The 23839-nt window shown below is 62.6% G+C and carries 16 protein-coding genes and 1 pseudogene; 9 read left to right on the forward strand and 8 right to left on the reverse strand.

Translation table 11 applies throughout. The features are described from left to right. The coding region (locus CWO89_RS18970) for a DUF6680 family protein (RefSeq protein WP_130580274.1) at positions 1–1053 on the reverse strand (1053 nt) is incomplete at its 3' end. A gap of 160 nt (positions 1054–1213) precedes the next feature. Here CWO89_RS18970 and CWO89_RS18975 point away from each other — a divergent pair. After that, a complete protein-coding gene (locus CWO89_RS18975; RefSeq protein ID WP_130580275.1) occupies positions 1214–2113 on the forward strand; it encodes an exonuclease domain-containing protein in 900 nt (299 codons plus the stop codon). 180 nt (positions 2114–2293) lie between these two features. Here CWO89_RS18975 and CWO89_RS18980 read toward each other — a convergent pair whose 3' ends face one another. Together CWO89_RS18980 and CWO89_RS18990 are read right to left on the reverse strand one after the other, a co-directional pair. Beyond that, positions 2294–2536, reverse strand: coding sequence for a hypothetical protein (locus CWO89_RS18980; RefSeq protein ID WP_130580276.1), 243 nt, complete (start codon positions 2534–2536; stop codon positions 2294–2296). Positions 2537–3252: 716 nt separating this feature from the next. Next, positions 3253–3435 (reverse strand): annotated as a pseudogene (locus CWO89_RS18990) (site-specific integrase); the annotation flags it as partial. A gap of 892 nt (positions 3436–4327) precedes the next feature. On the opposite strand from CWO89_RS18990, the gene CWO89_RS18995 reads away from it, so the two are divergent. The 7 genes from CWO89_RS18995 (at position 4328) to CWO89_RS19025 (ending at position 12079) form a co-directional block, all read left to right on the forward strand. Then, complete coding sequence (locus tag CWO89_RS18995) at positions 4328–5221, forward strand: septal ring lytic transglycosylase RlpA family protein (protein ID WP_245476379.1); 894 nt, start codon at positions 4328–4330, stop codon at positions 5219–5221. Positions 5222–5462: 241 nt separating this feature from the next. After that, entirely contained in the window at positions 5463–6722 is a 1260-nt protein-coding gene (locus CWO89_RS19000; protein ID WP_130580279.1) for a D-alanyl-D-alanine carboxypeptidase family protein, read from the forward strand. Between the two features lies 1 nt (position 6723). Next, on the forward strand, positions 6724–7410 hold the full coding sequence (gene tmk, locus CWO89_RS19005; protein WP_130580280.1) for a dTMP kinase: 687 nt from the start codon (positions 6724–6726) through the stop codon (positions 7408–7410). Further along, positions 7407–8447: a DNA polymerase III subunit delta' gene (locus tag CWO89_RS19010; RefSeq protein ID WP_130580281.1), complete on the forward strand. Its 1041-nt coding sequence runs from the start codon at positions 7407–7409 to the stop codon at positions 8445–8447. The genes tmk and CWO89_RS19010 overlap by 4 nt, the downstream gene beginning before the upstream one ends. A gap of 58 nt (positions 8448–8505) precedes the next feature. After that, positions 8506–10470: a methionine--tRNA ligase gene (metG, locus tag CWO89_RS19015; protein ID WP_245476380.1), complete on the forward strand. Its 1965-nt coding sequence runs from the start codon at positions 8506–8508 to the stop codon at positions 10468–10470. A 14-nt stretch (positions 10471–10484) separates the two neighbouring features. After that, the gene (locus CWO89_RS19020; protein ID WP_130580290.1) at positions 10485–11276 is read left to right on the forward strand and encodes a TatD family hydrolase; all 792 of its coding nucleotides are present in this window, start codon (positions 10485–10487) and stop codon (positions 11274–11276) included. Continuing rightward, the gene (locus tag CWO89_RS19025) at positions 11273–12079 is read left to right on the forward strand and encodes an MBL fold metallo-hydrolase (protein WP_130580282.1); all 807 of its coding nucleotides are present in this window, start codon (positions 11273–11275) and stop codon (positions 12077–12079) included. Before CWO89_RS19020 ends, CWO89_RS19025 begins: the two co-directional genes overlap by 4 nt. A 100-nt stretch (positions 12080–12179) precedes the next feature. Here CWO89_RS19025 and CWO89_RS19030 read toward each other — a convergent pair whose 3' ends face one another. From CWO89_RS19030 to CWO89_RS19045, 4 genes are all read right to left on the reverse strand, one after another. After that, positions 12180–13829, reverse strand: a complete 1650-nt coding sequence (locus tag CWO89_RS19030) for an acyl-CoA synthetase (RefSeq protein WP_130580283.1) — start codon at positions 13827–13829, stop codon at positions 12180–12182. A gap of 27 nt (positions 13830–13856) precedes the next feature. Beyond that, positions 13857–15755 (reverse strand): TRAP transporter large permease, encoded by a 1899-nt coding sequence (locus tag CWO89_RS19035; protein ID WP_130580284.1) that lies wholly within the window; start codon positions 15753–15755, stop codon positions 13857–13859. Between the two features lie 45 nt (positions 15756–15800). Next, a complete protein-coding gene (locus tag CWO89_RS19040) occupies positions 15801–16820 on the reverse strand; it encodes a TRAP transporter substrate-binding protein (protein WP_130580285.1) in 1020 nt (339 codons plus the stop codon). Positions 16821–17461: 641 nt separating this feature from the next. Further along, complete coding sequence (locus tag CWO89_RS19045) at positions 17462–19330, reverse strand: dihydroxy-acid dehydratase domain-containing protein (RefSeq protein WP_130580286.1); 1869 nt, start codon at positions 19328–19330, stop codon at positions 17462–17464. 442 nt (positions 19331–19772) lie between these two features. On the opposite strand from CWO89_RS19045, the gene CWO89_RS19050 reads away from it, so the two are divergent. Further along, positions 19773–20765 carry a polyphosphate kinase 2 family protein gene (locus tag CWO89_RS19050; protein WP_245476381.1) on the forward strand — a complete coding sequence of 331 codons (993 nt, stop codon included), beginning with the start codon at positions 19773–19775 and terminating at the stop codon, positions 20763–20765. A gap of 23 nt (positions 20766–20788) precedes the next feature. Here the strand turns inward: CWO89_RS19050 and CWO89_RS19055 are convergent, their stop codons facing one another. Beyond that, the gene (locus CWO89_RS19055) at positions 20789–23527 is read right to left on the reverse strand and encodes a cation-translocating P-type ATPase (RefSeq protein WP_207234518.1); all 2739 of its coding nucleotides are present in this window, start codon (positions 23525–23527) and stop codon (positions 20789–20791) included. Between the last annotated feature and the right edge of the window lie 312 nt (positions 23528–23839).

Genomic DNA, 23839 nt, shown 5'->3' on the forward strand with positions numbered 1-23839 from the left:
ACGGGATGCCGGTGTAGGGTTCTTAAAGAAGCACTGGTCCATATTCGTGATACCGCCGCCGTTCTGGCGGGGACCTTCACGCCAATCGATTCGGCACTGGACAAAGTTGCTTACAAGAGAGCCGCTCGATTGGATCGCAAAGCACGCATCGCCATTCCTGTAATTGGGACTGTCGATCCAATCTTTGTTGGCTTGCGTACCAGACGAGAATGGACCGCCGGGTCCTGGAACATTGCCGGCGAACCTCGCGTCGCTGAGTGACATCGGGATCGTGATGTCAGACGGTGGCGGCGCGGCCGCCGCTGATGGACGAATAACGCAGGGACCCGCAATAATCAGTCCCGAGGCTCTCTTTATAAATTTCCTGCGATCCATGTTTGGCCTTGCTTCCGGCTTGTACGTCATGACGCAGCACGCCCAATCGCCATTTCCGCCCCGCAATCGTACTTCCCCCGACCGGGAGATGGTAGCCGAGCCGCTCGAAGAGTGATTAAGCTCGAGCTGCGCGGCCGCAAAATCGGGATTTGCTGGGAATTGCGTTACAGCCATCGGTAATGCACCTTGGCCGGTGAGGACTTTCCGCAATCCGTCGAGGATCGCCAGTTGAGCTTGCTCACGTTCATAGACACCCTGAGGATGATAGATGCCGCGGCGCAACTGCTCACGAGTGAAGGAATAGCCGAGTGCTGATGACATTGCGGCGAGAAGCTCTACGATTCGATCGTCGCAACGAGCATTCCAAGCGATCGTCGTCGGCTTGTCCGCATCGGCCCCGGGGCCATGATTTAGATCATCCAACAGCGCGTGCCACGCATCGATTACGGCTTTATCCTTCCGCCTGGACCAGCCGCTAGGCAGGTATTCGAGATCAATTAGGTTTAGCGCTTTAACAAAATCATCCGCAAGCCGAGTGGCGCGGTTGGCCATCAGCGCGACGAATATCCGCTGCCGTCTTGCTCTATGGTCTCCCGCGCGCTCGATGAACTTCTGCGTCTGGACCGCCAACACTGGCCCGACCAGCGTCGCAAAGACGACCCACCACTCCACTGACATTCGCTTTCCCCCAGTGCCCGGCGGGCATATTCCTGCAACCTGGGGCGCACGCAAGGGGACGTTCGTCTTATATCCTCAGTATCGAATACCGCCCGGAATCCCTTGCGACGTGAGCCGATTTACTCGATCGTGATCGAGGGCAAAAAGGGGTTGGCGCGCTATGGGGGTTTCAGATTTCATTGCTTTGGACGTTGAGACGGCGAACGCGGATTCGGCCAGTATCTGCTCAATAGGGTTGGTGCACTTCCGGCAGAATGAGGTCTTCAAGTCGCTGACGGTCTTGGTGGATCCGCAGGACTATTTCGATCCCATGAATATCTCGATCCATGGGATCAGACCGGAGGATGTCGCCGGTAAGCCGACGATGGAAAAGGTGCTGCCGATCATCAGCTCCGTGATCGAGGACACGGCAATCGCCCACCACAGCGCTTTTGACCGGACGGCGCTCGCGCGGGCGGCGCAGAAATACGGAGCCAAGGGGCTTCCTTGTGTGTGGGTCGACACTCTCCAGGTGGCGCGCCGGAGCTGGGATCATTTCGGCGACGACGGCGGCTATGGTCTGGCCAACCTTGCTCGGGCGTTCAATATCCAATTCCGGCACCACGACGCCGCGGAGGACGCCCGCGCCGCCGGCTTGGTGCTTCTTCGGGCCATCCAAGACCACGGAAAGACCCTCCAGCATTGGGTCGATGAAATCGGTTACCAGTCGACAAGCGAGATCGCGGTGCCGCAGCGGATAAATCCTGTTGCGTGGCGCCGGCAGAAGGTGGCCCGCGAAGGAAATCCAGATGGACCCCTCTGCGGCGAAACGATCGTGTTCACCGGCGCCTTACAGATCGCGCGTTCCGAGGCGGCTCTAGCCGCCGCAGAGGCGGGGTGCACCGTCGCCGATACGGTGACGAAAAAGACAACGATCCTGGTAGTTGGTGATCAGGATCTCCGGCTGACGAAGGGGCAGGAGAAAAGCTCAAAGCATCGGAAATGCGAGAGCATGATCGCCGCTGGCGTAGCGATAAGAATCGTCGGCGAAAGCGACTTCATGTTGATGGTTGGACGCTAGCTGGAACATTTCGACCATTCGGCGACGTCAGCAGCGGTTGGCTTCCCGACGTTCTGCTTTGGAACGTCGGGGCCGTTAGGACGGACGCGCTTGGCGGCGCGGCTCCAACCGAGCTTATATGATCGTCCGCGTTCAGACCCATGTCGAAGAGACGCTCATCGCCGAGGTAGATCGGCGCCGTCAGTACCGCGGATTCCGCGTCCCGACCTGGCCGGTGTAGGGGTTCACGTTGCCGCGGGTGCTGTAGTTGTCCATCTGTGTGCTGTTGGGATTGGTAGCCACGTAAGGCTGCACGTACGTTCCGCTGCTGGTGTAGTGCCCGGAGACACCGTGGCTGCGCGAATTAGAGCCAGTGCCGTAGAGCTGCGCCTGGGCGCCTGTCGCCGCGATCGAGAGCGCAACGGCCAAAAGAACTCGTTTCATTGAAAATCCCCCCAGTGGTTTGGTTTTAGAAGTGGCGGGATACAACCATGGCGACTCGGCTGCGCGCAATGGCTTCGGCATTAGACAATCGGAGTAGCTTCGGCGCTCTGATCTAAATTTCTTGCCTTATCACCAGACTTCACAGCGACCGGTGCGCCGGTCGCTATCGCTCCGCCAGCCGTGCCCTGTAATTCTTGATCATAGCTTCGGTGACGTCGCCTGGATAGCAAAGCGGTGCGCGGCCGCCGGGGCGGCTATAGGCGCTGCGGCCGCCACAGGCCCGTCCATTGCGCATGGAGTCGGCCGGGCAAGCACAGGGGCGCCCGGTGGCATGGTAGGCCCGCCGGCTCTCCTGGATGAGTAGGGCGGCGATCGCCGCGGCGGTGAGCACCTCGGCTGTTCGCTTCGCCGGCACCGGCGAGTGCGCACTTCACGTGAGTACGGCCGCACGGAGGAGCGGGGATTTGCTCGTTGCCACCAGAACTGCCACCCAACGCACAAATACAGGCCGGTATTAGGAGGGGCGGGGAGGGAGTTTGACGCTCAGAAACGCCGATAAAATGGGACGTTTGGGTACCCGCGATCACTAGACAATACTATCGAAACAACATTTCAAGACCGGTGCCTTAAACCACTCGGCCACCCTTCCAAGCGTTGAAATCTATAGACTTTCTCGCATTGCGCGCAGAACGTACCGTGGACGTACTACCGATTTACTACCCTTTGTCGTCGCGATTGTTTATGGCGGCTCGCAACGCCCCGTCAACCGCTGATGCGGCCTCGCTTTGCATATTCGGCATCAGGTGGCTGTAGATGTCCATGGTGATCGCGATCGACGAGTGTCCAAGCCGCTCTTGGACGACTTTCGGGTGAACCCTGGCGGCCAGCATGTGGCTGGCGGCCTAGCTGAGTTCGAACGAGCGTTTGGAATTGGCGCACTGTCGGCGCCCCGCTAAGGGGCTTGGCAGCTCGTCTCTGGCCGGGAGCCAAAGATCAAGGACGGTCTGGCGACTGCCATTAGCGCCGCGCAGAGAAGGCGAGATCAAAAAAACTGTGCGAAAACTGCAATCCCAAGGCCGCGCTCCTCGAAACGAGAGCGCAGCACGATCAGCCCGGAATGCCCCGGGGAGGCGTGGCCTTAGCCTAGCTCAGCGCGAAGGCCAGCAGGCTTGAGCACAGCAGCACGAAGCTTGCTGCTGTGAGGGTCAGGAATCCGTCGGAGACCAAGTCGTGTTTGCGCATGATGCACCTGCTACACTCCGATGCTCTTCCGAATCTATTAAAGCTTTACGAACTTACCTTTCGGGAAAGAGGTGATGCGTCTTTCCATTTCGCGTTGGGCTTTACGCCCGGGTGCGAAAACCCTCATAGGCATGGGCCAGAAAGATCCCCGCGCTCACCAGGCCCATCACCGCCGTAACCGTCTCGATCATTTCAGAACTTCCTTTGCGCCCCCTGCGCACGAGGGAGAGAACGACTGCGGCCTTGCACAGTCAAAAGAATCCTGCGGGCAACGCTGCGATCTGCCGTGAAGTGATGATTTGCTGCAACAGATGTGTGAAAGCGGGACAGCTTTCGCCCGTAGAATGCCGGGGAGGGCGCAACTGAGAATTTACCATGGTACGGCTCTCCCCATTTCCGCCGCGTTCCGGTTGCGATATCCTCACGTTTTGATGCGGAAGGTGGGCCGCATCTTGGGGATCAGTGACGCGAAGGGCCTCGCAAGTGGGCACGCGTCCGGTAGCGTGGTAGTTGGGGTCGATGGGGAAGCGACAATATCCGATTCGGGCGATGGCGCGGAGTGCGGCTGCGGTCGCGACCTGCCTTGTGCTCGCCAACTGCGCCTCCTCGAACAAGTTCGCGAGCCGCGTCGATCCGAAATACGGCGTTTCCGCAAGCCCGCGCGTGGTCGCCTTCGGCGAACCAGTACCGAAGGGTGGCGGCACCTACCGGATCGGCAAGCCCTACACGGTGGCCGGGCGCATGTATGTGCCCGAGGAAGACGCCAACTACCACGCCGAGGGGCTCGCCTCCTGGTATGGCAATGATTTCCACGGCCGGCTGACCGCCAATGGCGAAGTGTTCGACATGGCCTCGCTGACCGCCGCGCATCCGACGCTACCCATGCCCTGCTATGCGCGCGTGACGAATTTGCGGAACGGCAAGTCGCTGATCGTGCGCGTCAACGACCGCGGTCCCTATCATGGCAACCGCCTCATCGACGTCTCGAACAAAGCCGCCGAACTGCTTGAGTTCAAAGGCAATGGCATCGCTCGCGTCCGCGTCGAATATGTCGGGCGGGCGCCGCTGGAGGGCTCCGACGACCGCCAGTTGATGGCGACACTGCGGACGGGCGCGCCAGCGCCATCGCCGTCCGCGGTCCGGATCGCCTCGGCCAGGCCGTTCGTGCCTGACATGTCGTCCTCGGCCGGCCACATCCGCGGCGAAGTTCCGCTGCCGGAGGGACGGCCCTATTCGCTGGGCAATACGTCGGCCGATTACGCCTCGACCAATGCGACCTCGGAGATGTCCGCCTCCAGTCGTGGGCGCGGGCGGGGCACCGGGAATCTGCGGCAGGTGTCGTATGACGCCAATGGCCGCTATGAAACCGATGCCAGCTCGGCCTATGTCCCGATCGATCCGCGCGGTCCGGCGGAAGTGCTGAGCGGCCGCGGGCTCTACTAAAATCAACGGCTTCATGCGCTTATCTTAAGAAAGCTGATCAGCGCCGGCTGCAGCTTCGAGCCCTTCAGGCGTACGCGTTTCCGCCGTCTTTGCCGGATTTGCTGCAAGGAACCGGCGCGGCTTGCGCGATAGGATCATTTTCACTGCGGAAGAGGCGCGCCGGCTTCGGCCTTGCGGCCAAAACCTCAGTTGTTTGCGGTACTTCCAACTGGTAGAAGGCCCCCGTTTCAGGACATCGCCGATGATCGCTGCTTCTCGATCCGCTTTCCCGGCGCGCCGGCCCTGGTGTTCACCTTGGCGCGCGCTGACGGCGGCTGCGGTCGCGCTTGCGATCGGCTTTGGCACCGCGGTCTATGCCGCCAACAACAGCGTGCAGGGCGCCAAGAAGGAGGAGGGCGGCTTTGACGGCGACGCGCCGACCGCGATCCTGATCGAGGCGTCCTCGGGCAGCGTGCTGTTCGAGAAGAACGCCGACGAGCTCCGCGCCCCCTCGAGCATGATGAAGCTGATGACGGCGGAAGTCGTCTTCAATGCCCTCAAGAAGGGCGACATCAAGCTGACCGACGAATACCGGATCAGCGAGTACGCCTGGCGACGGGGCGGGGCGCCCTCCGGCAGCTCGACGATGTTCGCCGCGATCCATAGCAAGGTGTCGGTCGACGACCTCCTGCACGGGGCGATCATCCAGAGTGGCAACGATTCCTGCATCGCGCTTGCCGAAGGCATCGCCGGCAGCGAGGGCGAGTTCGCGGCCAACGTCATGACCAAGCGCGCCCGGGAGCTGGGGCTGACCAAATCGACCTTCGCCAATTCCAATGGCCTGCCCGACCCCGGCAACAAAATGACCGTGCGCGAGCTGGCGAAGCTCGCGCGTCATATCATCCTGACCTATCCCGACATGTACAAACTGTTCGGCGAGAAGGAATTCACCTGGAACAAGATCCGCCAGCTCAACCGCAATCCGCTGCTGAACTCGTTGAGCGGCGCCGATGGCCTCAAGACCGGCTACACCAAGGAGGGCGGCTACGGCATGGTCGGCTCGGCCGTGCAGAACGACACGCGGCTGATCGTGGTGGTCAACGGGCTGGAGGACGCCGATGACCGTGCGAGCGAGGCCAAGAAGATGCTGGAATGGGGCTTCCGCAGCTTCGAGACCCGCACGCTGATCGCCGCCAACCAGACCATCGGCTACGCCCGGGTGTTCGGCGGGGAAAGCCGTTCGGTGAAGCTGACGAGCCCCGAACCGATCAAGGTGATGGTGTCGAAGAACGGCAATGAGAAGCTGCTTGCGCGCGTGGTCTATAACGGCCCGGTGCGGGCGCCGATCCAGGCCGGGCAACAGATCGGCGTCGTCAGGGTCTGGCGGAGCGGCAATCTTGCTGTGGAAACGCCGGTCTACGCGGCGGACGCGATCGGCACGGGATCGACCGTGCGCCGGGCACTCGACGGCGCCCAGGAGCTGGTCATCGGCATGTTCCGCGCGGGCGTCGAGAAGCTCTGACATGGCAAAGGCTAAGGTCAAGCGATCATCCTTGCGCGGGCGCTTCATCACGTTCGAAGGCGGCGAGGGGTCCGGAAAATCCACCCAGATCAAGCGGCTCGCCGAACGGCTGAACGGGGCCAAGCTGCGCACCATCGTCACCCGCGAGCCAGGCGGCTCGCCGGGCGCCGAGATTATCCGGCATCTGCTATTGTCGGGCATGGGCAAGCTGCTCGGGCCCGACGCCGAGACGCTGCTGTTCGCGGCCGCGCGCGACGACCATGTCCGCACCGTGATCCTGCCGGCGCTGAACCAGGGCATCTGGGTGCTCTGCGACCGCTTCTTCGATTCGACGCGGGTCTATCAGGGCCGGCTAGGGCAGGTGCCGCCCGGCCTCGTCAGCGCCATGCAGCGCGTCACCATCGGCGACCTCAAGCCGGACCTCACCTTCATCCTCGACGTGCCCGTGGAAGTCGGCCTGAAGCGGGCAGCGGCGCGCCGCGGCAATGCGGCCCCCGATCGCTTTGAGTCCGAGGACGTCCAGTTCCATCAGGATTTGCGCGAGGCCTACAAGCAGCTTGCGGTCGAAGATCCTCAGCGCTGCGTGCTGATCGATGCCGATGCCGACGCCGATGCGGTCGCCGAGCGTATCTGGAATGTGCTGCGCGAACATCTCCTCACGGCATTTCCGGCGGCGAGCCACGCATGAGCGCGCGCAAGGTCGAGCAGGAACTCGCGGTTCGGCATCCGCGCGAGACGCCCGATTTCTTCGGGCATCGCGAGGCGGAGACAGCGCTGCTCGCGGCCTATCGCTCGGGCCGCATTCCGCACGCCTGGCTGATCGGCGGCGCGGCGGGCATCGGCAAGGCGACGCTGGCCTATCGCATGGCGCGCTTCGTGCTGGCGCACCGCGATCCGCTTGCGCCTTCCGTGCAGCAGGCGGAGACGCTGGCGGTCGATCCGCACGAACCGGTGGCAAGGCAGGTCGCGGCAGGCGCCCATGGCGGGCTGTTGGTGCTGGAGCGCGGGCTCAACGACCGCGGCGTGCTGCGGACGGTGATCACGGTCGACGAGACGCGCGAAACCATCTCGTTCTTCGGCTCGACGGCGGCGGTCGAGGGCTGGCGCGTGTGCATTGTGGACACCGTCGACGAGCTCAATCCGAATGCCGCCAACGCGCTGTTGAAGATTCTCGAGGAGCCGCCGCAGCAATCGCTGTTCCTGCTGGTCACCCACGCGCCGTCGCGGGTGCTGCCGACGATCCTGTCCCGCTGCCGCAAATTGCTGCTCAGGCCGCTTGATCCCGACGACGTGGTCCGCGCCGCTTCCGCGGCCACCGAAATGGCGCCTGACGATCCGGCGCTGATCGAGGCCGCCGCGGCGGCGGAGGGCAGCGTGGCGCGGGCGCTGAATCTGCTTGGCGGCGACGCGCTGAAGCTGCAGCAGAAGACCGCAGCCCTGCTTGCGACATTGCCGCAGGTCGATCCGCGCGAACTGCATGCGCTCGGTGATGCGCTCGGCCTCAGCGATCGCGTCGCGCTTGCGGCCTTTATCGAGGGCATCGAGCGCTGGATCAGCGACAAGCTGCACACGGGCGATGCCAACGCTAACCTGCCGCGCCTTGCACGGCTGGCGGAGGTATGGGAAAAGATCGTCCTCGCCGCGCGCGATACCGAAGCATACAATCTGGAACGCAAGCCGCTGGTGTTCTCGGTGTTTTCGATGCTTGCGGAAGCCGTGCGGTAATCCGCCGTTTCACCAATCCCGATCATTTTCGCTTGAACTGCACCTTGAGGAATTCGTTGTGGCCCGGAAAGCTTCGAAGAAGAAAAAGACGAAGAAGGCGGCACGTCGCGCCGCCGAGGCCGCGGTGAAGACGCGTGCGAAGAAGAAGGCCCCAGCGAAGAAGGCGAAAAAGGCGGCCAAGAAGGCCGTGAAGAAGGCTGCCAAGAAGAAGACCGCTGTCAAGAAAGCAGCCGGCAAGAAGGCAACTGCCAAGAAAGCAGCTACCAAGAAAGCAGCTGCCAAGACCAACAAGCCGGCGAAAAAGTCGGTAAAGAAAACTACGACGAAGGCTGCGCCGGAAAAGCCGATTTCTGCTCCGGAACAGGTCAGCACGCCTACGCCCGCGCCGGTAGTGAAGCCCGCGGTGAAGAAGGCGCCAAAGCCGAAGCCGGCGCAAGCCACTCCCGCCGCTAACCTCGCGCCTGCACCGACCGCTCGGGGCAACCTGTTCTACATCACGACTGCGATCGCCTATCCGAACGGTCAGCCGCATATCGGCCATGCCTACGAGGCGATCGCGACGGATGCGCTGGCGCGCTTCCAGCGGCTCGACGGAAAGGACGTGTTCTTCCTGACCGGCACCGACGAGCACGGCCAGAAGATGATCCAGACCGCGCAAAGCGAGGGACTGACCCCGGCCGAGCTCGCCACCCGCAACGCCGCCCGCTTCAAGGAGATGGACGAGCGGCTGAACGTCTCGTTCGACCGCTTCATCCGCACCTCCGAACCGGCACATCACCGCTCGGTGCAGTCGATCTGGAATCGCATGCAGCAAAATGGCGATATCTATATCGACACCTATGCCGGCTGGTATTCGGTGCGCGACGAGGCCTATTACGCCGAGGACGAGACCGTCGTCGGCGAGGACAATGTCCGCCGCGGCCCACAGGGCACGCCGGTCGAGTGGGTCGAGGAGAAGAGCTACTTCTTCAAGCTGTCGGCGTACCAGGACAGGCTGCTTCATCTCTACGAAAGCCAGCCCGATTTCATCGGGCCTGACTCGCGCCGCAATGAAGTCATGAGCTTCGTCAGGAGCGGGCTGAGGGATCTTTCGATCTCGCGCACCACCTTCGACTGGGGTGTCAAGGTGCCCAACGATCCCGAGCACGTGATGTACGTCTGGGTCGACGCGCTCACCAACTACATCACCGGTGTCGGCTTTCCCGACGAGGCCGATCCGAACTGGCGCTACTGGCCGGCGGACGTGCACATCATCGGCAAGGACATCATCCGCTTCCACGCGGTGTATTGGCCCGCTTTCCTGATGTCGGCCGGCGTCCCCGTCCAGAAGCGCGTCTATGCCCACGGCTTCCTGTTCAGCAGGGGAGAGAAGATGTCGAAGTCGGTCGGCAATGTCGTCGATCCCTTCGACTTCGCCGACCAATACGGCGTCGACCAGCTTCGCTACTTCTTCCTGCGCGAGGTACCGTTCGGACAGGACGGCAACTACAGCCACGAGGCCATCGTCGCGCGCATCAATGCCGACCTCGCCAACGATCTCGGCAATTTGGCGCAGCGTTCGCTGTCGATGATCGCCAAGCAGCTCGGCGGCGTGCTGCCGGAGCCCGGCGAGTTCTCCGATAACGACAAGGCGATCCTGGCGCAGGCAGATAACATGCTGGAGGCGTCGCGAAACGCGATGGCGACCCAGCAGATCCATCAATGGCTGAACGCGGTGTGGGCCGTGGTGGCCGAAGCCAACCGCTATTTTGCGGGCGAAGCGCCGTGGGCGCTGGCCAAGACCGATCCTGCCCGGCAGAAGACGGTGTTGTATGTGACCGCGGAAGTCGTGCGCCAGATCGCGATCCTGACGCAGCCGGTGATGCCGGAAGCCTCGGCCAAGCTGCTCGACAGTCTGGGCGTCGCTGGGGATGATCAGAGGTCTCGCCAATTCGCTGCCTTCGGCGAGCGGCTTAGACCGGGCGTCCAATTGCCGCCGCCGGTCGGCGTGTTCCCGCGCTACGTCGAACCAAAGGCCGATTGAGCGGTTGGAAGAACATGCTGGTCGACAGCCATTGCCACCTGGATTTTCCGGATTTTGCCGAGGATCTCGACGCCATCGTCGCGCGGGCCGAGAGCGCGGGCGTGGGGCGCATGGTCACGATCTCGACCCGGGTTCGGCGGCTCGATGCGCTGCTTGCGATCGCCGAACGCTTTCCGAACGTCTACTGCTCGGTCGGTACGCATCCGCATGAGGCCGACCAGGAAGACGGCATTCCGCCGGCCGAACTGATCAAGCTGACCAGGCATCCGAAGGTCGTGGCGCTCGGCGAAGCCGGGCTCGACTACTTCTACCAGCACGGTTCGCGCGAGGCGCAGGAGCGCGGCTTTCGCGCACATATTGCGGCTGCGCGCTCGACCGGCCTGCCGCTCGTGATCCATACCCGCGAGGCGGACGAGGATTGCGGCCGCATCCTGGAAGACGAGGTGGCGAAGGGACCGTTCAAGGCGGTGCTGCATTGCTACACCGGCGGGCGTGAGCTCGCGATGAAAGCGATCTCGCTCGGCCTGTCGATCTCCTTCACGGGAATCCTGACCTTCAAGAAATCAGAGGCCTTGCGAGCGCTCGCGGCCGAACTGCCTGATGATCGCATCATGGTCGAGACCGACTCGCCGTATCTCGCGCCCGGCAAATTCCGCGGCAAACGCAACGAGCCTTCCTACGTGGTCGAGGTCGCCAAGGTCCTCGCCGAAACGCGCGGCGTTTCGCTGGAAGACATCTCGCGACAGACCACCGAAAACTTCTTCCGGCTGTTCTCGAAAGTGCCGGCTCCGAAAGAGGCGGCATGACGATCACGTTGACGATTTTGGGCTGCGGCTCCTCCGCCGGCGTGCCGCGCCCGGCGCTCGGCTGGGGCGCCTGCGATCCGAACAATCCGAAGAACCGCCGCCGCCGCTGCTCGCTGCTGGTCGAGCGCAACGGCGCGCATGGCACGACGCGGATCGTGGTCGACACTTCGCCCGACCTGCGCGAGCAACTGATCGACGCCAATGTCGATCACATCGACGCGGTCTTTCTCACTCATGAGCACGCCGACCAGACCCATGGCATCGACGACCTCCGCTCGGTGGTGATGCACCAGCGCCGGCGCATTCCGGTCTACTTCAATCAGTCGACCGCCAAAGACATCATGGCGCGGTTCTCCTATTGCTTCATCTCGCCTGAGGGCAGCGACTATCCGCCGATCCTGACGCGTCACGGCATCGAGGCGGGCGAGAGCCACACCACCGAAGGGAAGGGCGGTCCGGTCAAGCTTTCCGCCTTCCTGGTCCAGCACGGCAGGATTCCCGCACTCGGCTTTCGCGTCGGCAATGCCGCCTACACGCCCGATCTGCACGACATTCCCAAGGAAAGCTGGCCGGCGCTGGAGAATCTCGACCTCTGGATCGTCGACGGATTGCGCTATGTGACGCATTCCAGCCATTTCAGCGTGGCCGATGCGCTGTCATGGATCGACCGCTTCAAGCCGAAGCGTGCCGTCATCACCAACATGCACGCCGACCTCGACTATGAGGCGTTGCGGCAAAAGCTGCCCGCCGGCGTGGTGCCGGGGTACGATGGGATGCGGCTGGTGTTGGACAAGCTGCCGTAGGGTGGGCAAAGCGAAGCGTGCCCACCACTTCTTGCGGAGTGCGGATGGTGGGCACGCTTCGCTTTGCCCACCCTACGACTTCGCCGGGACGACGACGGTACTACGCCGAAATCGCCTTCGCCGATCCGACCTGGTCGCGCAGCATGAATTTCTGGATCTTGCCGGTCGAGGTCTTCGGAATCGGGCCGAACACGACCGCCTTCGGCGTCTTGAAGCCGGACATCTGATCGCGGCAGAAGGCGATGATCTCGGCTTCGGTGGCAGTCGCACCTTCCTTCAACTCGACAAAGGCGCAGGGCACTTCGCCCCATTTCGGATCGGGCTTTGCGACCACGGCCGCAAACAGCACGGCGGGATGCTTGTAGAGGATGTCCTCGACCTCGACCGAGGACACGTTCTCGCCGCCGGAGATGATGATGTCCTTGGAGCGATCCTTGATGATGACGTAGCCATGCTGGTCGAGCACGCCGAGATCGCCGGTGTGGAACCAGCCGCCGGCGAAGGCTTCACGCGTCGCCTTCTCGTTCTTCAGATAGCCCTTCATCACGATGTTGCCGCGGAACATGACTTCGCCGATGGTCTCGGCGTCGCGCGGCACGGGCTGCATCGTGCTGGGATCGAGCACGGTGACGGCCTCTTCAAGCGGGTAGGGTACGCCCTGCCGCCGCTTCATCTGCGCGCGCTGCGGGGCCGGCAATTCGTCCCAGCCTGGCTGCTCGGCGCAGACGGAGGCGGGGCCATAGACCTCGGTCAGGCCATAGACATGGGTGAGTTTGATGCCGATCCGCTCGGCGCCTTCGAGCACGGCGACCGGCGGGGCCGCGCCTGCGATCAATCCGATCACGGGCCTTGCGCGCTCATCCTTCGGCGCGTCCGGCGCATTGATCAGCACGTTGTAGACGATCGGCGCGCCGCACATGTGGGTGACGCCGTGCTTTGCGATCAGCTCGAAGATCCTGGTGGGCTCGACCTTGCGCAGGCAGACGTTGACGCCGGCCGCAGCCGCTATGGTCCAGGGGAAGCACCAGCCGTTGCAGTGGAACATCGGCAGCGTCCAGAGATAGACCGGATGCTGGCCGAGATTGCCAGCGAGGATGTTGCTGACGGCGTTGAGATAGGCGCCGCGATGATGGGTCACGACGCCTTTGGGGTTGCCCGTGGTCCCCGACGTGTAGCTCAGCGCGATCGCTTCCCATTCGTCGTCAGGCCGACGCTCGACAAAATTGGGATCGCCCAGCGCGAGCGCCGCTTCGTATTCGATCTCGCCGATACGCTGGCCGCCATCGAACGATGCATCATCGACGTCGATCACGAAGGGTTTTGGCCCTTTCATCTGCGCCAGCGCGTCGGCGATGACGCCCGAAAATTCGGGATCGACCAGGATGATCCTCGCGCCGCCATGATCGAGCTGGAATGCGATCGACGGCGCGTCGAGCCGGATGTTCAACGTATTCAGCACCGCGCCGGTCATCGGCACCGCGAAGTGCAGTTCGTTCATCGCGGGGATGTTCGGCAGCATCGCCGCAACGGTATCGCCGACCCCGATGCCGCGGCTGGCGAGATAGGACGCGAAGCGCCGGCAGCGGTCATAGGTCTCGGCCCAGGTGAAGCTGCGGCCTTCATAGACGGTACTGACATGGTCGGGATAGATGGCGGCCGAACGTGCCAGGAAGCTCAATGGCGTCAGCGGCACGTAGTTGGCCGGCGTCTTGTCCAATCCGATATTGTACTGGTTCTGGGCTGCGCTCATGGCTCGATCCCATTAAAGATTAAAGTCTCACAAGAACCCGATGGAAATCCACGGGAAGACCGCGACGATGATCAGGCCAACCATCAGCGCCAGAAGATAGCCCCAGATCGGTCTGATGCCTTGCGCCGGATCGACGCGCCCGATGGCGCAGGCGGCATAATAGCCGACGCCGAAGGGCGGTGCGAACAATCCGATGCCCATCGCCAGGATGATGATCATGGCATAGTGCACCTCGTGGACGCCGACGGCGCGCGCGATCGGGAACAACAATGGCCCGAACAGCACGATCGCCGGTATCCCCTCGAGCACGCTGCCGAGGATCACGAAGGCCAGGATCGACACCGCGATGAAGCTCGCCGAGCCGCCAGGCAGGCCGGTCATGGCGGCAGCGAGCGCCCGGGAGAAGCCGGACTGGGTGAGCCCCCAGGCCATCCCGGTCGCCGTGCCAATGATCAGGAGGATCGCCCCCGACAGGCACGCCGTCTCGACCAGCATTGGCACGAGTCGCCGCCAGTCGAAATTGCGGTAGATCAAGAGGCCATAGATGAAGAAGCCGACGATAAAGGCGTAGACGATGCCGATCGTGGAGACTTCCGTCGCGGTGGCGATGCCCTCGATCACCGCGTAACGGATCACGAAAGGCAGCGCCAGCGCGGGCAGGGCGATGATGAGCGTCCGCCCAATCTCGGCGCCGCTCGCCCTCTTCACGTGACGCAAGTCCTCCTTGCGGTAGCGCCACCAGACCAGCGCGGACAGCGTGATCGCCAGCACCACGCCCGGCAACAGGCCGCCGGTGAACAGCGCGGCGATCGAGACGCCGGTGACCGAGCCGATGGTGATCAGCACGAGGCTCGGCGGGATGGTTTCAGTCTGGGCGCCGGTGGCGGAGAGCAGGGCGACGAGATCGCCGGGCCGGGCGCCGCGCGCCTTCATCTCCGGAAACAGCACTGGCGCGACGGCAGCCATGTCGGCCGCCTTGGAGCCGGAAATACCCGAGACCAGGTACATCGCGCCGACCAGCACGTAATGCAGGCCGCCGCGGACGTGGCCGAGCAGGCTCGCCAGGAAGGCGACCATCGCCCGCGCCATGCCGGTCATCTCGATCAGAAGCCCCAGGAAGACGAACAGCGGCACCGACAACAGGATCAGATGGCTCATGCCCTCGTCCATGCGGCCGACCAGCACCATCAGCGGCGTGCCAGTGGTCAGCGCCAGATAGCCGTAGGTCGCAAGCCCGAAGGCGAATGCGATCGGCACGCCGGCAAAGACCGAAAAACCGGTGACGCCGACAAAGAAGATGATGAGATTGAGATTGCCGAGCGGCCGCAAGGCGCCCTTGAGCAGCCAGAACACGGCGATCACCGCCGCCACGGATGCGATTGCGGCCAGCACCGTCCGCACATTGGCGGCGCGGGCAAGCCGCAGCAGTGCGAACAGCGCCATCAGGCCGATCCCGGTCGGCAGCGCCGCCGCCCGCCAGCTATTGAGGATCTGCAGCGCCGGCGTCGTGATGTAGCTTTCCTCGTAGGCGTATTCGTAGGACGGCCAGGCGATCAAGAGCAGGAACGCCAGCGCCGCGGCGGTCGCGACGAGATCGAGATAGGACCGCAGCGCCGGAGGTGCATTGGCGACAATTGCGGTCATTCGCATGTGCTCGGCGCGGCGGAACGCGACCGCAGCGCCCAGCATCGCCAGCCACAGGAACAGGATCGAGGCCAGTTCGTCCGACCAGATCAGCGGGCTGTGCAGCGCATAGCGCGCGACCACGCCGGCGAACAGGATCACGATCTCGGCCACGACCAATAGCGCCGCCGGGATCTCGACCAGCCATCCGAGCGCGTGTTCGACCGATTCCGTGAACGAACGGCGGCGAGGGGAGTGATCCGCCTCGCCGGCCATGATCTCGCTCAGTTCGGCATGAGCCATGACGGCCCCCTGCACTAGAGATTATTGTGTTGGCACGCTGTGCGGTTACGACAGCTTGCCGACGGATTTCTCCAGGAGCTCCCAGGCCTGGTCGCCATACTTGCCCTTCCATTCAGCATAGAAGCCCGCGGTGCGCAGCTTGTCGCGGAACGGCGTAATGCCCGGCTGGTTGAAGACGAGACCCTTGCCGGCCAATTCCTGCTGCAGGCTGGCGTTCAGCTTGGCGACGTCGGCGCGCTCGTTGACGGCGGCCGCATTGACGTTCTTGGCGACGATGGTGCGGACATCCTCCGGCAGCTTCTCCCAGGCGCGGCGGTTGGCCAGGAACCAGAAGCCGTCCCACATGTGGTTGGTCAGCGAGCAGTACTTTTGCACCTCGTAGAGCTTGGCGGTCGAGATGATCGCCAGCGGGTTCTCCTGGCCCTCGACGATCTTGGTCTGCAGCGCCGAATAGACCTCGCTGAAATTGATCGAGGCGGGGGCGGCGTCGAACGCCTTGAACATCGAAGTCCACAATGGCGAGACGGGCACGCGGATCTTGAAGCCCTTGTAATCCTCCGGCCCGTTGATCGGCTTGGTCGAGGACGTGGTCTGGCGGAACCCGTTGTCCCAGATCTTTTCCATCACCTCGAGGCCGGCCTTCTTGATCTCGCCGCGGACATAGGCGCCCAGCCCGCCGTCCATGGCCTTCCAGACCGTGTCATAGTCTGGGAACGCGAAGCCGATGCCGTTGATGGATGCCGCCGGCACCAGCGTCGACAGGATCAGGCCGGACAGCGTGAAAAACTCGACGCCGCCGGAACGGATCTGGCTCAGCACGTCGGTATCGGAACCGAGCTGGTTGTTGGGGAAAACCTGCAGGTCGAAGCGGCCATTGGTCTCGGTCTTGATCGCCGCCGCCATCTCGCGGGCGCGGACGTTCATGGGATGGCTGTCCGGGAGATTGTTGGCGTATTTGTAGGTGAACTCGGCGGCTTGCGCGCGGGCCACCAATGGCGCGCCAAGGCCGCCCAGGACGGCCGAGGCAGCTGATGCCTTCAGTAGCGCGCGTCGTGAAAAGCTCATCTGGTTTGCTCCCTTTATGAGGCTTCTTGTTGTCCGTGCCGCGGGTCGGCAAGCGATCTCGCCGGCGCTTATTGCAGCGTCTGGAGCCGGCGGCAATATGGGCTTTCACACAGGGCGGCGGACGGCTGGATGCTCACATGCGGACGGGCCGAAACGCTCGCTCCAGATCGCGTGACGGGAGGCTTGGCGCTGACGCAGAAAATCGGCATTTCCATCAGGAAGTTCGCCTAAATCTTTGATCTGATTGTATATAAAAATATTCCATAATATACCTTATGCGAATTTCGTATAGGCGATAGTCTCGATCCCTTGTTTGTGGTTTGGCGCTGTTTCAAATATCTCCATGATTGCCTCGGCACGGTCATCCATGCCTTCCAGCGTGGCCATAAAGGTACCCGGGACAATAGTCAGCGCTCAGGCGTGACGCCGCATTTTCCGACCGACAGCCCTCCCCCAGTTCCCAGCGAATCTTGTTCAGCTCGTCGCCGAGGTCGTGCTTGCTCAGCAGCCGATTGGGAATTGCCAAATCGAATGCGCGCCGGTCATGGACGTGCCCGCATTCTACTTTACCACTTCCGACCTCCGGGCACTTTGCCTGCGGTCGGTGCTGGCATTTCGATCATCGGCGCCAGCCGCCGTTCCTAGAATGCCTTTTTCGTCTCCGGCCGGTGCTTGTTCGTCGGCACAAAACCCGACGGCTTTGCTTCGCGCGGCTGGCGCACCCAGACCTCGCGATTCGGATGCAGGCCGCCGCCGCGAGTGGCAGGAACGGCGGTGAGCCGCGCGCGGTGCAACAGGCGCGTATCCGCGTCACCGCAATTCGGGTGGATGCCGCCGTTATCCGCCACCACCTTGTCCCATGCGGCTTTGCGCTGCCTGAGAACGGCAGGATCCGACAGCTCCGTGCAGTTGAGCTCGTTCTTGTTCAAGTCCGCGACGATCTCGTCACCGTCCTGAACGAGAGCGATTGGTCCGCCAAGGGCCGCTTCAGGGCCGACATGGCCGATGACAAGGCCGACCGATCCGCCGGAGAACCGCGCGTCGGTCATCAGCGCCACCACGATTCCCCGCTCGCGGCACAGCGTGGTGATGCGCGAGGTCGGGTCAAGCATCTCCGGCATGCCCGGAGCGCCGCTCGGCCCCTCGTAGCGCACGATGATCATGTCGTTGTTCTGGAATCGCCCGGGCGTCTTGTCGAGCGCGTCAAGCAGGCCCTGCTCGCCTTCGAACACGCGCGCCTTGCCGCGGAACAGATTGTTTTCCAGTCCGCCTTCGACGCCGGCAAGCTTCAGGATCGCCGAGAATTCCGACGACAAATTGCCGCCGAGAACCCGCAGGCCTCCGGTCGGCTTATAAGGCTTGGCGACGGGATAGATCACCGTGCCATCGACGGCCTTAGTGCCGAGGCGCTTGACCTGCTGCGCCAGCGTTTCGCCCGTGCAGGTCATCACGTCGCCGTTGAGAAGCCCGGCCTCCAGCAGTTCGCGCACGATCACCTGCACGCCGCCAACCTGGTCGATGTCGACCATCGAATACTTGCCATACGGGCGGGCGTCGGTGAGGACCGGAACGACATACTGCGACAGATGATTGAACTCGGCCGGCGTCATCACCTCTTTCCAGAAGTCCGCAAAGCCTGCGGCGCGCGCGATCTCCGGCGCATGCAGGGTGACATTGGTCGAACCGCCGACCGCCATTGCGACGATGACGGCGTTTCGGATGGAATCGCGAACCACGATGTCGCGCGGCTTCAGGTCCTTCGCGATCATTTGCGCGAGGTAGTCGACCAGCTGGCCCGGGAATTCCTTGAGCCGGCGGGGATCGTCGGACGGTGGCGCCACCATGTGCAGCGGCTGCATGCCGACGACGCCAATGAATGTCTGCATGGTGTTGTAGGTGAACATGCCGCCGCAGCTACCGTATCCGGGGCAGGCATGACAGGCGATGTGATGGCGGTATTCGGCGTCTGGGTTGCCGGCGACCTGATAGGCACTGACGATGTCGAGCTTCTCGCCGGTGTTCGGGTCGGTACCGGGATGGATGGGCCCATCCGACATGATGATCGCCGGCTGATTGTGCTCGAGCAGCGCCGCCAGCGTGCCGACCGGCGGCTTGTCACAGGCTACGACGGCGATGGTACCGCGGAGACCGGTCGCGCTCAAATGCTCGCAGAGCGCATCGTGAGTGACCTCACGCCCGATCAGCGAATAGCGCATTTCGCGGGTGCCGTTGCGGATACCGTCCGACGTCGCGATCGTGTATTCCGGCTGGACCAGGCGCAGCTTCAACTGGCCCGCGCCCTTGCCGATGCGGCTCTTGAGACTGGCGTGGATGGCATCGACCTTCGCCGTCACACCCATGTAGCACTGGCTGTCGCCTTTGGTGCCGACCACGCCAACCGACGGCTCGTGGATCAGATCCGGATCGGTGCCAAGCTCTCGCGCAATCCCGATGGTTTGGGTGGAGCGGCCTGGATGCCGGTCGATGATGACGGCTTTCGATTCTGTCACGGTGAGTTTCCTTCCAAGCGAACGGCTTGTTTTGATCGACAAAGTGCGGGGCGCACCGCGTGCGAGAGGATACGACCAAGTTCCCAGTGGCAACGCGGCGGGCCGAATGCGAGATTGATCGCGGTCGGCCCGTTCAGTGCATAAGCCCCGAAGATCGCTGACACAATCGGATTGTCAAACCATCTTGCGTTGAGGCGGCGGCTGGCTGGGGCGGGAGGTATTCAGCCATGGTCCTACCCTGCCCTGGGTTGACCACTACTACAGACTTCTTCGTAAAGCACGGAAGCAGACGAGTTCTCAATCTTGCTCCGATCAAGCTGAATTCGAGCAATGCAATAATCGGATCAGGAAACCCGAGCCCGCTGCCAATTCTTGCTGAACGCGTGCAGGAATCCAGTAAACTTCACGCCGCTGGGTCGGCAGGCATTGTTGCTATGATAAAGTGAGGACGTTACGCGCGGTTTCTGACTCAAATCTCGCGGCGTCTAAGCGACCGAGCGAGTTTGTCTCTTCACAAATGGGAGGTCTCGCTATGCCGAGAAAAGAGATTCTCGACCAAATCCAGAAGTACACCCACCCGTTCCGCGTCACTAACGGCAAGGGCTTTCAACTGAAGGATTTCGACCCCGGTGATACGCGCACCCTGAAGATGGACAAGGGTGAAGCAGCCGACCTCCTTCAACGCGGCACTCAGTGGCTCGCAGAAGAACAGGACATGCTGTATGCCCAGGACCGCTGGTCGCTGCTGCTCGTCTTCCAGGCCATGGATGCTGCTGGCAAGGACAGCACGATCAAACACGTCATGTCGGGGGTCAATCCGCAAGGCTGTCAGGTCTCCTCGTTCAAGCAGCCATCGCAAGAGGAGCTCGACCACGACTTCCTGTGGCGCTACATCAGGCGTCTGCCCGAGCGTGGGAAGATCGGCATATTCAACCGCTCCTACTACGAAGAGGTCCTCGTTGTGCGTGTGCACGAGGATATCCTGAAGCGACAGAAATTGCCTCCGCAGTTCATGGGCAAGCGCATCTGGGACGAACGGCTCGCCGACATCGCGCGTTTCGAAGACTACCTGACCCGGCAGGGCGTGGTCATCCTCAAGTTTTTCCTGAACGTGTCGCGCGAGGAACAGAAGAAGCGTTTTATGAAGCGCCTCGACAACGCGGAGAAGAACTGGAAGTTCTCTCCTTCGGACGTCCATGAGCGCAAGTTCTGGCGCGACTATATGCGCTCATTTGAAGACGCGATCCGGGCCACGGCTTCGCAGCACGCGCCGTGGTATGTGGTGCCGGCCGACAACAGGTGGTTCACCCGGCTTGTCGTCGCCGCGGCGATCGTGGAGACGGTCGAGCAGCTTGACCTTGCATACCCGACGCTGAGCGCGGAGCAGAAGAAGGAGGTGGCGGCCGCGCGTACGGAGCTTGCGCGCGAAGCCTGACGCCCTTGTCCAAGGCTCTGCGATCAGTTGCCGGCTTCGGCAGCGACGACAACCTCCCGCAACGAACCCGACGAGCGAATGATCAGCTTCTCAGCCTCCACGACGAGGAAGAACACCAAACCGCCTGCCAGCAGCCAGGGCCAGACCCATAACGGGATAGCTTCGTTGCCGAACATCGCCTGGAACGGTGGTGTGTAGGTGAAGATCAGTTGCAGGATCACCACGGCAATGATGCCGAGCGGCAAGTACTGATTGCCCATGTGCGCCTTGAGGTCGAGCGACGAGTCGAGCAGATAGCGGCTGTTCAAGAGATAGAACACCTGGCCAATCGTGATGGCATTGACGGCGACCGTCCGCGCCAATCCGTCCGAAGCGCCCTGGCCCTTCATCCAGAAGAACGCCAGCAGGGTGTAGGCAAGGAGCGCCAAGCCAACAAAGACGATCCGCCAAATCCCGAAGCCGGTGACGATCGGGCGGTCCGCCGCGCGCGGAGGCCGCTGCATCACATCGATCTCGTGCGGCTCGAAGGAGATGACCAGGCCAAGCGCAACCGAAGTCACCATATTGACCCAGAGCACTTGCGGGGCGGTGATCGGCATGGTGAAGCCAAGAAAGATTGCCGACGCAATCACCAGCGCCTGCGCGACGTTGGTCGGCAACAAGAAAAGCATGGCCTTCTCGATATTGTTGTAGACCGTGCGTCCCTCTTTCACCGCTGCCGAGATCGAGGCGAAGTTGTCGTCGGCCAGGATCATCCCGGCTGCCTCCTTCGTTACCTCGGTGCCTTTGATACCCATCGCAACGCCGATGTCGGCTTTCTTGAGCGAAGGCGCATCGTTTACGCCATCGCCTGTCATCGCCACGATTTGGTTGTTGGCCTGAATGGCCTTCACAAGGCGCAGCTTGTGTTCAGGGCTTGCACGTGCGAAGACATCAACGGCGCGAACGCGTTCCTGCAACGTCGCGGTGTCCATGCCCTCGATCTCGGCGCCCGTGATCGCCGTCTTCCCGTCGCCGAGACCAAGCATCTTGGCGATGGCCGCGGCGGTGATCTTGTGATCGCCCGTGATCATGGTGACCCGGATGCCACCGCCGTGGCACTCCTTCACAGCCTCGATGGCCTCTTTGCGCGGCGGATCCAGCAAGCCGATCAGGCCGAGCAAGACAAGCGTCCGTGGCAAGTCGGCTGCGATGAGACCGCCGGTCTTCACATTCGGATTCTCGAGCCACGCCAGCGCCAGCACACGTTCGCCTTGAGCCGCAAGCCGGTCTGATTGTTTCAAGAAGTGCTCGCGGTCGAGCGGCCTCGGCTGGCCGTTGGCGGTCTGCTGGCGATCGCAGTGATCGAGGATCACTTCCGGGGCGCCCTTGACCAGCAGCACCTGCTCGCCGCTCGCAGCCTCGTGGAGCGTCGCCATGAACTTGTGCTCGGATTCGAACGGAATGGCATCGATACGCGGAGCTGCCGCCTGCTCTGCCTGCCGATCCATACCGAGCTTGGCCGCGAACGGATAGAGCGCGCCCTCCGTCGGATCGCCCTCCACCTTCCAGCGGCCTTCCTCCTGAAACAGCTCCGCATCGTTGCAGAGCAACGAAACCCGCCCCATGAGCGCGAGTACCGGCTCCCTGCCCGCGGGCTCTCCGTCCTTTCTGATCTCCCCCTTCGGCGAATAGCCGTCGCCTGTAATTTGATATGCTGACTCAGCCGTGACGGCGGACACCACCATCATTTCCATGAGCGTCAGCGTGCCCGTCTTGTCCGAGCAAATCCGCGACACCGATCCAAGCGTCTCGACCGCAGGCAATCGCCGGATGATGGCGTTGCGCTGCGCCATGCGCTGCACGCCGATGGCCAGGGTAATCGTGATGAGCGCGGGTAGTCCCTCCGGAATGAGCGATACGGCGATGCCAACGACGGCCTGGAACAGCTCCACAAAGTCCATACCCTTCACCCACTTTCCGTAGGCGAATATCAGGACGCTGATCACCCCGATCGCGGCGGTGATGGCGTAGCCGAATTTCTTGACCTGGCGCAGCAACGGGGTCTCGAGTGGACTGACATTGGCGAGCAACTGGTTGATGCGGCCGAGTTCGGTCTCGCTACCGGTCGAGACGACCACTCCGGTCGCGCGACCGGACGTGACCATGGTGCCGGAAAACGCCATGCTCTCGCGATCCCCGACCGTCGCGTTCGCAGGCACCGCATCGACGCCCTTCTCCGCCGGCACCGATTCGCCAGTGAGGGCGGCCTCTTCAGTCCGCAGGTTCTTCGCCTCGATGAGCCGCAGGTCTGCAGGAATCTTGTCACCCGACTCCAGGAGCACGACGTCGCCCGGAACAAGCTGCTCCGCAGCAATCATGCGGGTCTCGCCACCGCGCACCGTCCGCGCCTCCGCCGACAGCATGTTGCGGATGGAGTCCAGTGCCTTCTCGGCCCTGCCCTCCTGAATGAACCCAAGCAGCGCGTTGAGAACGACGACACCAAAGATGATTGCCGCGTCAACCCAGAGGTTCAGCATCAACTTGGTGAAGCCCGCGGCGAGCAGCACGTAGACCAGGATGTTGTTGAACTGCGCTAGAAACCGGGCAAACGGGCCCTCCTTCCTGCCTTCCGGCAGACGGTTGGGCCCGTATTTCCGTAGGCGGACCGCGGCCTCAGCCGGATCGAGACCTTTCTCCCGGCTGGTGCCGAGTCGCTCCACGACCTCTTGTTGAGATGTCGCGTGCCAGGCAACAATCTCGCTGACCGGGTTCGCATTCACTGCTGTGCTCATGCGTCTGCAAGGAAGAAAAGCTTGCGACCTGGAATTCCAGAAACCGAGTACGCGTCTGTGAGCGCGAGCATCATCGCACCGTCGGTCGCCAAATACAACTCAAGGAGCAATTGTGGCCCAGGCTGACGACCAAGGGGGCGATAAGGACGACAGCACGCGAGCGGATACCGAGCGATATCCGATGCAACGTGTAGTGAGGCTTTCTCTTGCTCGCGTCCCAGCTCGTCGGGATTCTTCGTCGATCGACATTACCTTAACACGTCAGCAAAGCTTACCTAGCGCCAACGCGTTCGGTACGTA

It is taken from the genome of Bradyrhizobium sp. Leo170 (assembly GCF_004296405.1).
In the GTDB taxonomy this organism is placed as follows: domain Bacteria; phylum Pseudomonadota; class Alphaproteobacteria; order Rhizobiales; family Xanthobacteraceae; genus Bradyrhizobium.

Excerpts from the sequence above, each read along its gene's own strand:
- CWO89_RS19035 (WP_130580284.1), bottom strand. The coding sequence starts at position 15,755 with ATGGCTCATGCCGAACTGAGCGAGATCATGGCCGGCGAGGCGGATCAC.
- CWO89_RS19000 (WP_130580279.1), top strand. The coding sequence starts at position 5,463 with ATGATCGCTGCTTCTCGATCCGCTTTCCCGGCGCGCCGGCCCTGGTGT.
- tmk (WP_130580280.1), top strand. The coding sequence starts at position 6,724 with ATGGCAAAGGCTAAGGTCAAGCGATCATCCTTGCGCGGGCGCTTCATC.
- CWO89_RS19040 (WP_130580285.1), bottom strand. The coding sequence starts at position 16,820 with ATGAGCTTTTCACGACGCGCGCTACTGAAGGCATCAGCTGCCTCGGCC.
- CWO89_RS18975 (WP_130580275.1), top strand. The coding sequence starts at position 1,214 with ATGGGGGTTTCAGATTTCATTGCTTTGGACGTTGAGACGGCGAACGCG.
- CWO89_RS19020 (WP_130580290.1), top strand. The coding sequence starts at position 10,485 with ATGCTGGTCGACAGCCATTGCCACCTGGATTTTCCGGATTTTGCCGAG.
- CWO89_RS19010 (WP_130580281.1), top strand. The coding sequence starts at position 7,407 with ATGAGCGCGCGCAAGGTCGAGCAGGAACTCGCGGTTCGGCATCCGCGC.
- CWO89_RS19025 (WP_130580282.1), top strand. The coding sequence starts at position 11,273 with ATGACGATCACGTTGACGATTTTGGGCTGCGGCTCCTCCGCCGGCGTG.
- CWO89_RS18995 (WP_245476379.1), top strand. The coding sequence starts at position 4,328 with ATGGCGCGGAGTGCGGCTGCGGTCGCGACCTGCCTTGTGCTCGCCAAC.
- CWO89_RS18980 (WP_130580276.1), bottom strand. The coding sequence starts at position 2,536 with ATGAAACGAGTTCTTTTGGCCGTTGCGCTCTCGATCGCGGCGACAGGC.
- CWO89_RS19030 (WP_130580283.1), bottom strand. The coding sequence starts at position 13,829 with ATGAGCGCAGCCCAGAACCAGTACAATATCGGATTGGACAAGACGCCG.